13 protein-coding genes are annotated in these 12,699 nt (G+C 52.4%); 7 read left to right on the plus strand and 6 right to left on the minus strand.

Translation table 11 applies throughout. The features are described from left to right. Positions 1-5: 5 nt before the first annotated feature. Positions 6-860, minus strand: a complete 855-nt coding sequence (ampE, locus tag MUU46_RS08170) for a beta-lactamase regulator AmpE (RefSeq protein ID WP_159761087.1) — start codon at positions 858-860, stop codon at positions 6-8. Then, the gene (ampD, locus tag MUU46_RS08175; protein ID WP_159761085.1) at positions 857-1,420 is read right to left on the minus strand and encodes a 1,6-anhydro-N-acetylmuramyl-L-alanine amidase AmpD; all 564 of its coding nucleotides are present in this window, start codon (positions 1,418-1,420) and stop codon (positions 857-859) included. The genes ampE and ampD overlap by 4 nt, the downstream gene beginning before the upstream one ends. A gap of 87 nt (positions 1,421-1,507) precedes the next feature. Between ampD and nadC the strand changes: the two genes are divergently transcribed. Beyond that, positions 1,508-2,401, plus strand: a complete 894-nt coding sequence (gene nadC, locus MUU46_RS08180) for a carboxylating nicotinate-nucleotide diphosphorylase (protein WP_159761083.1) — start codon at positions 1,508-1,510, stop codon at positions 2,399-2,401. A 70-nt stretch (positions 2,402-2,471) separates the two neighbouring features. Here the strand turns inward: nadC and MUU46_RS08185 are convergent, their stop codons facing one another. Beyond that, the gene (locus tag MUU46_RS08185; RefSeq protein WP_258965273.1) at positions 2,472-3,173 is read right to left on the minus strand and encodes a hypothetical protein; all 702 of its coding nucleotides are present in this window, start codon (positions 3,171-3,173) and stop codon (positions 2,472-2,474) included. A 437-nt stretch (positions 3,174-3,610) separates the two neighbouring features. On the opposite strand from MUU46_RS08185, the gene ppdD reads away from it, so the two are divergent. The 3 genes from ppdD to hofC are packed head-to-tail and all read left to right on the plus strand — an operon-like array spanning position 3,611 to position 6,632. Then, positions 3,611-4,048, plus strand: coding sequence for a prepilin peptidase-dependent pilin (gene ppdD / locus MUU46_RS08190; protein ID WP_258965274.1), 438 nt, complete (start codon positions 3,611-3,613; stop codon positions 4,046-4,048). A 9-nt stretch (positions 4,049-4,057) separates the two neighbouring features. Continuing rightward, the gene (gene gspE / locus MUU46_RS08195; protein ID WP_258965275.1) at positions 4,058-5,443 is read left to right on the plus strand and encodes a type II secretion system protein GspE; all 1,386 of its coding nucleotides are present in this window, start codon (positions 4,058-4,060) and stop codon (positions 5,441-5,443) included. Next, complete coding sequence (gene hofC / locus MUU46_RS08200) at positions 5,433-6,632, plus strand: protein transport protein HofC (protein WP_258965276.1); 1,200 nt, start codon at positions 5,433-5,435, stop codon at positions 6,630-6,632. Before gspE ends, hofC begins: the two co-directional genes overlap by 11 nt. A gap of 34 nt (positions 6,633-6,666) precedes the next feature. Here the strand turns inward: hofC and MUU46_RS08205 are convergent, their stop codons facing one another. Next, positions 6,667-7,710 carry a GMP reductase gene (locus MUU46_RS08205; RefSeq protein WP_159761073.1) on the minus strand — a complete coding sequence of 348 codons (1,044 nt, stop codon included), beginning with the start codon at positions 7,708-7,710 and terminating at the stop codon, positions 6,667-6,669. 228 nt (positions 7,711-7,938) lie between these two features. Between MUU46_RS08205 and coaE the strand changes: the two genes are divergently transcribed. From coaE to yacG, 3 genes are read left to right on the plus strand one after another with little or no spacing between them, the layout of a single operon-like run. Further along, positions 7,939-8,559 carry a dephospho-CoA kinase gene (coaE, locus tag MUU46_RS08210; RefSeq protein WP_258965277.1) on the plus strand — a complete coding sequence of 207 codons (621 nt, stop codon included), beginning with the start codon at positions 7,939-7,941 and terminating at the stop codon, positions 8,557-8,559. Next, positions 8,559-9,302: a cell division protein ZapD gene (gene zapD / locus MUU46_RS08215; protein WP_258965278.1), complete on the plus strand. Its 744-nt coding sequence runs from the start codon at positions 8,559-8,561 to the stop codon at positions 9,300-9,302. Before coaE ends, zapD begins: the two co-directional genes overlap by 1 nt. Before the next feature lie 9 nt (positions 9,303-9,311). Then, complete coding sequence (yacG, locus tag MUU46_RS08220; protein WP_258965279.1) at positions 9,312-9,506, plus strand: DNA gyrase inhibitor YacG; 195 nt, start codon at positions 9,312-9,314, stop codon at positions 9,504-9,506. On the opposite strand, the gene mutT is transcribed toward yacG, so the two are convergent. Both mutT and secA read right to left on the minus strand, forming a co-directional pair. Next, positions 9,503-9,895 (minus strand): 8-oxo-dGTP diphosphatase MutT, encoded by a 393-nt coding sequence (mutT, locus tag MUU46_RS08225; protein ID WP_159761065.1) that lies wholly within the window; start codon positions 9,893-9,895, stop codon positions 9,503-9,505. The two genes, yacG and mutT, sit on opposite strands and share 4 nt — an antisense overlap. 70 nt (positions 9,896-9,965) lie before the next feature. Next, complete coding sequence (secA, locus tag MUU46_RS08230) at positions 9,966-12,668, minus strand: preprotein translocase subunit SecA (protein ID WP_374684997.1); 2,703 nt, start codon at positions 12,666-12,668, stop codon at positions 9,966-9,968. Positions 12,669-12,699: the final 31 nt, after the last annotated feature.

The following is a 12,699-nucleotide window of genomic DNA, read 5'->3' on the forward strand; positions in this document are numbered from 1 at the left end:
GGGTATTAAACCAGCGTGCCGTAAATCGTCAGCAACGCCATGATAACCACCACCGCATAGGAAGCTTTCTTCGCCATCGACACCGCCGCTTTTGGCGTTTCCACTTTATCGACATGCGTCTCACGCGCCAGCGAGAACTGCGCCAGACGAGTCAGCACCTGATACTGCGACGTATGGCGATCGCCCAGCGAGGCGAACCACGCTGGCAGCGCTTTTTCACCATGGCCAATCAACGCGTACACAACGCCCACCAGCCGCACCGGCACCCAGTCCAGCACGTGCAAAATGGCATCGACTGCGGATTGCTGACGGTCACGCGGCGTCTGATAACGCGCCAGCCAGCTTTGCCACGCTCGCAGGAACGCGTAGCCCATCAGCGTTACTGGCCCGAACGGACCGCCGACGACGAACCAGAACAGCGGCGCGAGGTAGTAACGATAGTTAATCCACAGCAGCGCATTTTGCAGCTCACGCAGAAATTCTCGCTCATCACAACCCGGCGGAACGCCATGAATCAGCGTCAACTCAGTGGCCATCGCATCACGCGCATGGGCATCGTTACGGGAAGCGGCTTTCAGATAGGCGTGATAATGCAATCGTACCTTGCCCGCGCCAATACACAGCAGGCCAATCAGGATCCACATCACTAACAGCGGAACGTTAAACAACACCCCGAGCAGCGCGCGCTGCAACACATACACAATCGCCATCGTGATGACGGTCATCAGCACGGTGCCAATAAAGGAATAGTTCTTGATACGGCGGAAAAGAACTTCCAGCCGGTGGTCGAGTTGCCAGTGTTCGCCTAGTTTGAACAAACGTTCGGCGATCAACACCAGTAAGGTGGTAAACAGCGTCATGTCATCTCCTTATCTGACGGGTGGCTCACCAGAGAACGAAACCGTGACCAGTCAAACGCCGGGCCTGGATCGGTTTTACGTTCAGGTGCGATATCACAGTGGCCCGTCATATTGCGGGCAATCGCCGGATAAGCCGACATCAACACTTGGGTCAGGGCCGCAAGTTGCTGATATTGTTCATCGGTATATGCCAGAGTATCCGTGCCTTCCAGTTCAATACCAATCGAAAAATCATTACATCTTTCGCGCCCGTTGTAGCGTGAAACACCCGCATGCCAGGCGCGTTTATCGAAGGGAACATACTGCACGATTTCGCCGTCACGGCGAATCAGACAATGGGCTGAAACGCGTAATTGGGCAATTTCGGCGAAAAAAGGATGTGCTTCGGAGTCTATAGTTCCAGTGAATAATGCGTCAATCCACGGGCCACCAAATTCACCGGGCGGCAAACTGATATTATGAACCACCAGCAGCGAAGGCGCTTCATCATCCGGGCGGCAATCATGATGCGGCGATGGAACACGACGGGCGTTCTCCAGCCAGCCACCGTGTAACTGCATGCGGGCTCTCCTTAATATATGGTGCAGAAATCCGGTTCAGAGTAGCATGTTTATAACTTATGATTCCTTACCATTTGGAGTTTTATCATGCCGCCTCGCCGCTACAATCCTGAGCATCGTCGTGACGCACTGTTGGAACGTATTAACCTCGATATCCCTGCTGCCGTTGCCCATGCACTCCGTGAAGATTTAGGTGGCGAAGTGAACGCCGCGAACGATATTACCGCACAGCTATTGCCGGAAGACACGCGCTCTCATGCCGTGGTGATCACCCGTGAAGCAGGCGTATTTTGCGGTAAACGCTGGGTGGAAGAAGTGTTTATTCAGCTCGCCGGAGACGACGTCAGCATCATCTGGCACGTTAAGGACGGCGACTTACTGGAAGAAAATCAGCCACTGTTTGAACTGAACGGCCCATCACGTGTACTGCTGACGGGCGAACGTACCGCGCTGAATTTTGTGCAAACCCTTTCCGGCGTCGCCAGTGTGGTTCGTCGCTATGTCGATTTACTCGAAGGCACGAACACGCAACTCCTCGACACCCGAAAAACCTTACCAGGCCTGCGTACCGCACTGAAATACGCTGTATTGTGCGGTGGCGGGGCTAATCATCGTCTGGGCTTATCAGATGCATTTCTGATTAAGGAGAACCACATTATTGCTTCCGGTTCCGTTCGTCAGGCGGTGGAAAAAGCCTTCTGGCTGCACCCGGATGTACCGGTAGAAGTTGAAGTGGAAAACCTGGAAGAGTTACAGGCCGCGCTGAACGCCGGGGCCGACATCATCATGCTGGATAACTTCGATACCGCACAAATGCGCGAAGCCGTGAGAATGACCAATGGCCAGGCGCGGCTTGAAGTGTCTGGCAACGTGACTTTCGACACCATTCGTAATTTTGCTGAAACCGGTGTGGATTACATCTCCGTTGGCGCGCTAACCAAACACGTGCAGGCACTCGACCTGTCGATGCGTTTTCGCTAACCAAGAGGCCTCTTCCTGCGAGGAAGAGGCCTTACATGTATTCTACATAATTTGCACAACGCTTATTTTTTTACATCAACCCTTCGCACTCTAACCGCGCGACCGCATAATCCGCATGATTTCGGGGATCGGTGACCCAACAGCGCCGTCCTTTCCCCCCCGCCAAACGGAGCGTTAATTGCATCTCAATATTGCTTGTATTTCTATTTGTTAAAACTATTTTATTTCCAATAATAATGACATTAGCTACCTTCGCGCGGGAAATTATCTTCATAACACCTGAGCTAAAGAGGTGAAACTCATTTACTGTGGAATGATTATCCAGACTTACCATATTGATAATCCATGGTTCACCATTATCCGAGGACCACTGCGGAATTGATGCGTGCAAGTCAACAAACAAACCCTGGTGAAAAAATGAAGAGATAGCCGGAATCCCCCCCTGCATCCACTCAAAACCTGGCTGTGAAGCGGCAAGCATAAAGTTATCGAAACTGGCATTTTCATTTCCGGGAACACTGACTTTCTTGCTATCCAGATAGAAATCCATTCTTGACAAATCGACGCGCATAGATCTGCTCACTTCATTATTTTGTGAGGACAGCAAATACTCACGCATGACCTTTTCAATACGATTAATCAACATACCTTTCGCTACCACATCTAGCTGGGCAGTTAAATTAAAGGTACCTGTGTAGGGCCGTCCTGAAGATGAGGGCACAGGTGTCGTTGCCAATCGCCGTGAAAACATACCACCAAAGTTAAAACCCAAAAGATGCTCCTAAGAGACAGTTCAATTTATTCACAGTATCTATTTAAAAACCAATGCTGCAATTAAATTATATATTTATAAATTATAATTAATAAGCTTACGATCTGTTTCATAAATGATTTCATTGCGTTAAACGATATCTGCAGGCACATGTTAAGAACTGCTCATGCGCGCGTTAAATATATGCAACAGAAAAAATAACGTCCCCCACGAGTAAACAGCACAGCAAGAGGTGTAATGACCGCCTGCAACATTATTCATTGATGAGCGAGGAGCGTGTCATTCCATAACAACTTTGCGATCCTTCCAGCAATATTTCCTCTATTAAGTGAAACACATTAAAAAGACTGGAAGACGCTTTCCTGTTTCAGAATTCATGGTTATCTATCTGAGATATAGCCTGTCAGGATGCATCCAGTCATATAAGGAACTTACGCATGAATAAACAACAAGGATTCACCCTGATAGAACTGATGGTGGTGATTGGCATCATTGCCATCCTCAGTGCCATCGGCATTCCGGCTTATCAAAATTACCTGCGAAAAGCAGCCCTCACAGACATGCTACAAACGTTTATGCCGTACCGCACTGCCATTGAGCTTTGCGCTCTCGACCACGGAGGAACCGCCCCCTGCGATGGAAGCACCAATGGGATCCATTCCCCCACCACCAGCCGCTATGTCTCTGCCATGGAAATCCTCCAGGGAACGGTGACATTAACCGGCCAGGAAAGCCTGAACGGCTTAAGCGTTACCCTGATACCCGCTTGGGACAATGCGAATGGCGTAACCGGCTGGCAGCGCACCTGCACCATCGCCAGCGACAGTGCTCTGCAACAGGCGTGTGAAGACGTATTCCGCTTCACGGCACCTTGAGAGGCGAAAATGAAAAACGATAAACTTCTCACGTTATGCCAGCGGCACCAGGCGGTACTGCTCAGCAATGGCGAACAGGTTCTAAATATTGCGGTTGTCGGCACGCCACCTGGCGAGTTAATGGCCGCCCTGCGATTCTCCACGCAAAAGCGCATCGATATTGAATGCTGGGATCAGCCCCGCATGGATCAGCATCTTCACACCTCTCATGATTCATATTTACCTGCTGCCAGGGACGACAACGGCAACGTTGTTGAATTGCTGAACCAGACCTTTCAGCAGGCGCTCCAACAGCGCGCATCCGACATTCACGTCGAGCCAGGGGAGGACGTATTGCGCATTCGACTTCGGGTGGACGGCGTGCTGCATTCCTTGCCGGATTTCGCCCCCACGCTCAGCGCGCCACTCACTGCCCGCCTCAAGGTATTAGGAAATCTGGATATCGCTGAACGGCGATTGCCGCAGGACGGCCAATTTACCGTCGACATCACCGGGCGCAGCGTCTCCTTCCGCATTGCCACCCTGCCTTGTCGCGGCGGTGAAAAAGTGGTTCTCCGCCTCCTGCATCAGGTGAAGCTAGCGCTGGATATCAATACGCTGGGAATGGACAATGCCCAACTTGAAGCCTTTCTTCAGGCGCTTAATCAACCACAGGGACTGATACTGGTTACCGGTCCCACCGGCAGCGGCAAAACCGTCACGCTGTACAGTGCGCTACAGGCTCGTAATCGCCCGGAGATAAATCTGTGTAGCGTCGAAGATCCGGTCGAGATCCCGCTTGATGGCATCAATCAGACACAGATCAATACCCGGGCAGGCCTGACTTTCCAGAGCGTTTTGCGCGCGCTGCTGCGCCAGGATCCGGACGTGGTGATGGTGGGCGAAATACGCGATACCGAAACCGCCGAAATCGCCATCAACGCCGCACAGACCGGGCATCTGGTGCTGTCGACGCTACACACCAATTCCACCACCGAAACGCTGGTCAGGCTTCAGCAAATGGGCGTCGCCCGCTGGATGATCTCCTCGGCGCTGTTGCTGGTCATCGCCCAACGGCTAGTGCGCCGTTTATGCCCGCATTGTTGCCAGCAAGAAGGGTACCATGACTCACTCCCGGTTTCCCTGTGGCCCAAGGCGTTGCCGCGCTGGCGAGCCGTCGGGTGCGAGCACTGCTATCACGGATACCATGGGCGTATCGCGCTGTTTGAAGTACTCACTATTATGCCTTCGCTGAAACAGGCCATTGTCAGCGGTGCCAGCCCGGAAGACGTGCAACGTCTGGCCCGTGATTCCGGCATGATGACCCTGTTTGAACATGGCTGTAAAGCCGTCGAGCAAGGGCAAACCACAGTGGAAGAGCTGCTGCGGGTGATCGGCGTCCCCGATGGCGAGTAAACAGCTCTGGCACTGGCGTGGCGTGACGTCGCTCGGTGAAATCCGCCAGGGTAACGTCTGGGCGGAAAATAAAATGGCGGCGATGGAGAATGCCGGGCGTGACGGGATCCAGCCATTGTCTCTCACCCGCCGGGCTACCCGAAAATCACACTGGCGCACGCAATACAGCAGTGAGCTAATGCAGCAACTGGCCACATTGCTACAGGCAGGGCTGACGCTTTCAGAGAGTTTGATGCTTTTGGCTGAACAGCATCCTGTCGCGCAGTGGCAGGCAATGATGCGGGATCTGGCCCAGCGGTTGGCGCACGGTGAGTCACTCTCCGACGCCATGCAGCAGTGGCCGGAGGCCTTTCCACCGCTATATCACACGCTTATCCAGGCCGGAGAAATGACCGGTAAGCTCGATTATTGCTGCGCCCATCTTGCCCGTCAGCAGGAAGAACAACATAAGCTGAGTCAAAAGGTGAAAAAGGCATTGCGCTATCCGCTGATCATATTGCTACTGGCGTTATTAGTGGTAATTGGAATGAGTGTCTTTGTATTGCCGGAGTTTGCCGCCATTTATCGCACCTTTGATACGCCGCTTCCAATGCTGACTCAGATAGTGATGTCGCTGTCAGCCGGGGTACAAAATGGGTTACCGCTGATTGGATTACTGGCAGCGCTCCCTTTTTTACTTCGCCCTGTTTTACGCCGTAGCCCTTACTGGCAAAGGATTCGGCCGCAACTGCTGTTAGCGCTTCCGGTGGTGTCCGGACTGATTCGCGGACAAAGACTCAGCCAGATTTATACCGTTCTGGCCTTAACGCAGAACGCTGGGATCCCTTTTCTGCAAGGTCTGGAAAGCGTGGGAAAGACCCTGACCTGTCCGTGGTGGCGCGATGTTATCCATCAGACCAGCGAATCAATCGCCAAGGGCTGTGCCATCTGGCAGGCAATGGATCAGCAAAAAATCTTTACGCCGTTGTGTAAACAGCTGGTCAGAACCGGCGAGGTATCAGGCTCTCTCGATAAAATGCTCGAGAATCTGGCGCACTATCACAGTGGTCAAACGCATCAGCAGGCTGAGAATCTGGCAACGCTACTCGAACCGGTGATGTTATTGGTGACAGGCGTTATTATCGGAACACTGGTGGTGGCAATGTATCTGCCAATATTTCATCTGGGGGATGCTATCAGTGGAGGGTAATCGCTGGCGCAAAATACGCCAGCGATTCACGGCATTACAGGCTGTTGAACACGCGGTTCTCTTGTTCCTGAACGCGGATAAAGGTCGTACGTTTGGTCAGCTCTTTCAGGCGTGATGCACCGACGTAGGTACATGCAGAACGCAGGCCACCGAGGACATCACGAGCGGTATTTTCTACCGGGCCACGCAGTGCCAGCTTAACGGTTTTACCTTCTGCCGCGCGATATTTAGCAACACCACCAACGTGACGATTCATCGCAGACTCGGAGCTCATACCGTAGAACAGCATGAATTTTTCGCCGTTCTCTTCAACTACAGTGCCGCCGCTTTCTTCGTGACCGGCCAGCATACCGCCAAGCATCACGAAATCAGCGCCGCCACCAAAGGCTTTCGCTACGTCGCCCGGAGTTGTACAGCCGCCATCACTTACGATCTGACCGCCGAGGCCGTGTGCCGCATCGGCACATTCGATAACAGCAGACAGTTGCGGGTAGCCAACACCGGTTTTTACACGGGTGGTGCAAACGGAACCAGGACCAATACCGACTTTCACGATGTCAGCGCCAGCCAGGATCAGCTCTTCACACATCTCACCGGTAACGACGTTACCTGCACAGATGGTTTTGGTCGGCCAGGCTTCACGCGCTTTAATCAGGAACTGAACGAAGTGTTCGGAATAACCGTTCGCCACGTCGATGCAGATGAAGTTCAGCGCAGAATGCAGGTTGAGGATCTGTTTGGTTTTTTCGAAATCCGCGTCGGACGTACCGGTAGAAACCATCACGTGTTTCAGCATATCGTCAGACACGCTACCCGCGAAGGCTTTCCAGTCTTCAACAGAATAGTGTTTGTGCACGGCGGTCAGAATACCGAAGGACGCCAGGGCTTTTGCCATTGCGAATGTGCCAACCGTATCCATGTTTGCAGCAATGATTGGAACACCAGACCATTTCTGACCAGAATGCTTAAAGGTGTATTCGCGTTCCAGCTCAACTTCGGAACGGCTTTTGAGGGTAGAGCGTTTAGGGCGGATAAGAACGTCTTTAAAACCTAACTTCAGATCTTCTTCGATACGCATGTACGGATTCCTGGGGTTAGAGGCAAAAATGGACTAAGCACAACTCCAGTGACGTTATCATACGCAGTAATCATCCCTTCGCAAGACTGCGATTTTCACTTTTTTTACGCTACAATCGTACAAATTTACCTGGTGAACAGCGATTTTAACGTTTGTCATTTTGGTCACCATAAAGCTTAAATTTAACCGGTTGATTTGTAGCGGTAATTATTCACAGGATAGGGTGGTATGGGGTATACAGTCGCGTTAACAGGTGGCATCGGGAGTGGAAAAAGCACCGTTGCGAACGCCTTTGCCGACTTAGGCGTTAACGTTATTGATGCCGATATCATCGCGCGTCAGGTTGTCGAACCTGGAACGCCAGCGTTACTGGCCATTGTCAGCCACTTTGGCGCTGCGCTACGCTTGCCCGATGGCAGCCTAAATCGTCGTCAGCTTCGGGAGCGAATTTTCGCTAATGCCGCTGAGAAATCCTGGCTTAATGCCCTTCTTCACCCTCTGATCCAGCAGGAAACACAGCGTCAGATACAGCAGGCAACATCGCCTTATGTTCTATGGGTGGTTCCGCTGTTGGTGGAAAATCAGCTCTGGCAAAAAGCTGACCGAGTGTTGGTAGTCGACGTTTCTGAGGAAACACAGCTCCAGCGCACGATGCAGCGCGATAATGTGTCAGAAGCACATGCAAAACAGATCCTAGCCGCCCAGGTCACGCGTGAACAGCGCCTCGCCGTGGCGGACGACATCATTGATAACAACGGTGCACCAGATGCCATCGCATTGGATGTAGCCCGCCTGCACGACAGCTATCTGAAGCTGGCTCGTCAGGCCGATTCACAGGAAAAATCGTAATGCACACCCACGTCCTCTTTGAACATCCCCTGAATGAGAAAATGCGCACTTGGTTACGCATTGAGTTCCTGGTTCAGCAACTGAATTGCAACCTGCCGGTACGCGATCACGCCAGCGCATTGCATTTTTTTAGAAATATTGGGGACTTACTGGATGTGTTCGAACGCGGTGAAGTTCGTACAGATTTACTGAAAGAACTGGAACGCCAGCAGCGCAAACTGAAGCAATGGGATGAAGTGCCCGGCGTCGATAAAAACCGCATTGAATCCCTGCGCCAACAACTAAAAAACAGCAGCAGTATTCTCATGGCTGCTCCGCGCGTAGGCCAGCTGCTGCGCGAAGACAAACTGATTGCTCTGGTGCGCCAGCGTCTGAGCATTCCCGGTGGCTGCTGTAGCTTTGATTTACCGACGCTGCATATCTGGCTGCATGCCCCACAGTCGAAGCGCGACGCACAGGTAACGCATTGGCTGGAAAGCCTGGAACCGATGAATCAGGCACTGACGCTTATTATCGATCTGATCCGTAATTCCGCGGCGTTCCGTAAGCAAACCAGCCTGAATGGTTTCTTTCAGGATAACGGCGAAGATGCTGACCTTCTGCGTCTCCAGCTGGTGCTTGACGATCAGCTGTATCCGCAAATCTCCGGCCACAAGAGCCGTTTTGCCATCCGTTTCTTGCCTCTGGACAGCGAAAATGGCACTGTTCCAGAGCGTCTGGATTTCGAACTGGCTTGTTGTTAAGGAATCATCATGAGCGACGTAATTAACGTAAACTGCCCCACCTGCGGCAAGAGCATCATCTGGGGCGAACAGAGTCCGTTCCGCCCCTTCTGCTGCAAACGCTGCCAGCTGATCGATTTAGGCGAGTGGGCCGCTGAAGAGAAACGGATCCCGAGCAGCGGCGATCTGTCTGAAAGCGAAGACTGGAGCGAGGAACAGATTTAAGCCTGTGCTATCAGTTTGGCGATAACCGGTTCGTTGGCAGGTGGAAATTCTTCGGCCAACAGATCTTTCTGTGCGACCCAGCGTCCCGGTTGACCCTCTTTCCCCCAAGGCTCACCCTGCCAGCTATCCACCAACCAGAACCACAGCGTGATATGTCGGTCCGGAAATTCAAACTCCAGCTTATCAAATAGCATTGCAGACTCAGGCAAGATCCCCACTTCTTCGAATAACTCTCGCGCCAGTGCCAGCTCCGGGCTTTCACCTTCTTCAATCTTCCCACCCGGGAACTCCCACATGTTTGCCATATGCGCATCGGCGGCACGTTGGGTGATAAAGATTTCGCCTGCGGCGTTACGCAGGATCCCGGTTGAAATTTGCAGTTTTTTCATTGTCTTCATTCCATAAAAAAGGCGCTGTCACCAGCGCCTTTGTTTCGCAGATCTGAGTGTTTAGCAGAGCTTAGTTGATACGACCATGGCACTGCTTATATTTTTTACCTGAACCGCACGGACACGGATCGTTGCGACCGACTTTACGCTCGCCGGTTTGGGCAGCCAGCTCTTCGGAGACAGCGGTGTTGTCATCAGCATGGCTAAGCTGCTGCATCTGTGCCAGACGCTCAGCTTCTTCGCGACGCTGTTCTTCCATCGCTTCGACTTCTTCTGGCATACGCACCTGCACTTTGCACAGGGTGCTGATCACTTCATATTTCAGTGATTCGAGCATAGCCGCAAACATGGAGAACGATTCGCGCTTGTACTCCTGCTTAGGGTCTTTCTGCGCATAGCCGCGCAGATGGATACCCTGACGCAGGTAATCCATCGCTGCCAGGTGCTCTTTCCACAGGGAGTCGAGCGTCTGCAGCATTACGCCTTTCTCGAAGTGGCGCATCATTTCGGTGCCGACCACTTCTTCTTTACGCTGATAGACTTCGATTCCACTCTGCAGAATACGCTCACGCAGTGTTTCTTCGTGCAGATCCGGCTCTTTATCCAGCCACTCTTTGATTGGCATTTCGAGGTCGAAGTCGTTTTTCAGGCGTTCCTGAAGGCCTTCAACATCCCACATTTCTTCCAGAGACTGTGGCGGAATGTGCGCGTCAATGGTGGTTTTGAACACGTCTTCACGGATGCTGGCGATGGTTTCGCTCACATCGGACACGTCCAGCAATTCGTTACGCTGGGAGTAGATCGCACGACGCTGATCGTTCGCGACATCATCATATTCCAGCAGCTGCTTACGAATATCGAAGTTACGGCTTTCAACTTTACGCTGTGCGTTGGCAATCGCTTTGGTCACCCACGGGTGCTCAATCGCTTCGCCAGGTTTCATACCGAGCTTACGCATCATGCCGGAAACGCGATCGGAGGCGAAGATACGCATCAGAGCATCTTCCATCGACAGGTAGAAGCGGGAAGAACCGGCATCCCCCTGACGACCTGCACGACCACGCAGCTGGTTATCGATACGGCGAGATTCGTGACGCTCAGTACCAATGATATGCAGACCGCCGGATGCCAGAACAGCATCGTGACGCACCTGCCAGTCCGCTTTAATCTGGGCTACCTTCTCAGGAGTTGGCTCTTCCAGAGCGGCAACTTCTTCCTGCCAGCTACCGCCCAGCACGATATCCGTACCACGACCTGCCATGTTAGTTGCGATGGTCACTGACGCCGGATAACCCGCCTGAGCAACGATACCTGCTTCGTTGGCGTGGAATTTGGCATTCAGAACGTTGTGCTTGATACCCGCTTTGGTCAGCTCGTTTGAAACCACTTCGGATTTCTCGATGGAGATGGTCCCCACCAGTACTGGCTGGCCGTTAGCGGTACGCTCTTTAATGTCTTCGATGATCGCGCCAATTTTGTCCAGCTCGGTCATGTAGACCAGGTCCGGCATATCTTTACGAATCATTGGACGGTTGGTTGGCACGACGATGGTGTCGAGTTTATAGATGGAGCTGAACTCGAACGCTTCGGTATCCGCAGTACCTGTCATACCCGCCAGCTTTTCATACAGACGGAAGTAGTTCTGGAAGGTAATGGAAGCCAGCGTCTGGTTTTCGTTCTGAATGTCCACGCCTTCTTTGGCTTCAACCGCCTGATGCAGACCGTCAGACCAGCGACGACCCTGCATGGTACGACCGGTGTGTTCATCGACGATGATCACTTCGCCATCTTTCACGATGTAGTCGACATCACGGGTGAACAACACGTGGGCACGCAGCGCGGCGGTCACGTGGTGCATCAGCATGATGTTAGTTGGAGAGTACAGGGACTCCCCTTCATCCATAATGCCTTCTCTCACCAGCAGTTCTTCAACCAGCACCAGACCACGTTCAGTGATGTTAACCTGACGCGATTTCTCATCCACGGAGAAGTGACCTTCACCCTGGAAGGTGTCGGAGTCTTCTTTTTCCTGACGGATCAAATGCGGGATAATTTTGTTTACCTGCTTGTACATCTCGGAGCTGTCTTCAGCCGGGCCGGAGATGATAAGCGGAGTACGAGCTTCATCGATGAGGATTGAATCCACTTCATCGACCAATGCGTAGTGCAGTTGACGCTGAACGCGTTCTTCAGGGCTGAACGCCATGTTATCGCGCAGGTAGTCGAAACCGTATTCGTTGTTGGTACCGTAAGTGATGTCGGCGGCGTAAGCTTCACGCTTCGCCGGAGCGGGCATACCGGACATGTTTACCGCAACGCTCATCCCCAGGAACTCAAACAGCGGACGGTTGTTTTCAGCATCACGCTGTGCCAGATAGTCGTTGACGGTGACCACGTGAACGCCTTTACCTGACAGGGCATTGACGTACGCAGGCAGCGTTGCGGTCAAGGTTTTACCTTCACCTGTACGCATTTCCGCGATGCAGCGATCATTCAGAACCATACCGCCGAGCAGCTGTACGTCAAAGTGACGCATGCCGAAGACACGTTTACTGGCTTCACGGACGACCGCGAAAGCTTCTGGGATCAGGCTTTCTACGGTTGCGCCTTTTTCCAGGCGCTCACGGAATTCGTTGGTTTTTGTTTTCAGCTCGTCATCAGAGAGCTTTTCCAGCGCAGGTTCCATGGCATTGATTTGTACAACGGTTTTGCGCATACGACGCAATGTACGATCGTTACGGCTACCGAAAACTTTGGTCAATAAATTAAGCATAATTAAAATCTCAATCGCCCCGCCATGCGGA

This window comes from Scandinavium tedordense (assembly GCF_024764965.1).
In the GTDB taxonomy this organism is placed as follows: domain Bacteria; phylum Pseudomonadota; class Gammaproteobacteria; order Enterobacterales; family Enterobacteriaceae; genus Scandinavium; species Scandinavium tedordense.